Below are 1,140 nucleotides of genomic sequence, written 5' to 3' on the forward strand. Positions count from 1 at the left end.
CGGGGCCGCGGCGGGTGCCGGCGCCGGGTCGCCTTCGCCACGCAGGATCCGCAGCCGCAGGTCCTGCAGCGCCTGGCCGGGTTCGATGCCCAGTTCGTCGACGAGCAGGTCGTGCGCCCGCGTGTACGTCTCCAGCGCTTCCGGCGTGCGGCCGCAGCGGTGCAGCGCGAGCATCAGCGCGGCGCGCAGCCGTTCGCGGAACGGGTGTTCCTCGACGAGCTGCCGCAGCTCGCCGACCACCTCGGCGTGCCGTCCCGAAGCCAGCTCCTGCTCGTAGAGCTCCTCCAGCACGACGAGCCGGCGTTCGGCCAGCGCCGGGCCTTCGTGCTCGGCCAGCGCTTCGCTCACGCCGCCGAGCGGGGTGCCCTCCCACAGCGCGAGCGCGGCGCGCAGGTGCGCGACGGCCTCGGGCCCGATGGTGGCCCTGGCCTGCGCGACCTCGTCGTCGAACACGTCGAGGTCCCGCTCGCCGGGGCCGACTTCGATGACGTAGCCCGGCGCGCGCCGCACGATGACGTCGCGGCCGAGGAGCTTCCGCAGTTCCGAGATGTGCACCTGGAGCCGCCCGCGGACGCTCGGCGGCGCGTTCTCGCCCCAGGTCAGGTCGATCAGGCGGTCTTCGGTGACCACGCGGTTCGGGTTGAGCAGGAGCGCGGCCAGCACGGACGTCTGTTTCTGGCCACCGGGCCGGAAAGCACCCGTTTCGCCGAGGACCGAGACCGGCCCGAGCAGGCGGTAGCGCACGTGTTGCCCCCAGAAGGCGGACCGAAGCGGAACGGAAGTGCCGTGGTCGACCCTAACTCCGGGCACGTCGGAAGGGAGGCCACGGGTGGACACCGATGATCCGGAGCGCTTGCTGTTCGTCTGTTTCCCGGACGCCGGTGAAGCCGCCGGCCGCTACCGGGCGTGGCGCGACCCGAGGATCGCGGTGCACGTCGTCGAGCTGCCCGGCCGGGGCGAGCGCCGCGGCGAGCACCCGTACCGGGACATGTGGCTGCTCGTCGAGTCGCTGTCCGCGGAACTGGCCGGGGTGCTCGCCGGGCCGCACGTGCTGTTCGGCGCCGGGCTCGGCGCGCTGGTCGCCTACCGGCTGGCGCAGCGGCGGGTGGCCGCGGGACTGGGGGTCCCGCGGGCACTCGT

Annotated in this window: 2 protein-coding genes; one reads left to right on the forward strand and one right to left on the reverse strand. The window is 74.1% G+C overall.

The window, feature by feature from the left end:
• On the reverse strand, positions 1-744 hold a 744-nt coding region (locus G3I65_RS01245), incomplete at its 3' end, for an AfsR/SARP family transcriptional regulator (protein WP_160693938.1).
• 85 nt (positions 745-829) lie between these two features.
• Here G3I65_RS01245 and G3I65_RS01250 point away from each other — a divergent pair.
• Positions 830-1,140, forward strand: a 311-nt coding sequence (locus tag G3I65_RS01250) for a thioesterase domain-containing protein (RefSeq protein ID WP_309235227.1), incomplete at its 3' end; no start/stop codon positions are given.

It is taken from the genome of Amycolatopsis sp. SID8362 (genome assembly GCF_010550475.1).
GTDB lineage: Bacteria > Actinomycetota > Actinomycetes > Mycobacteriales > Pseudonocardiaceae > Amycolatopsis > Amycolatopsis eburnea.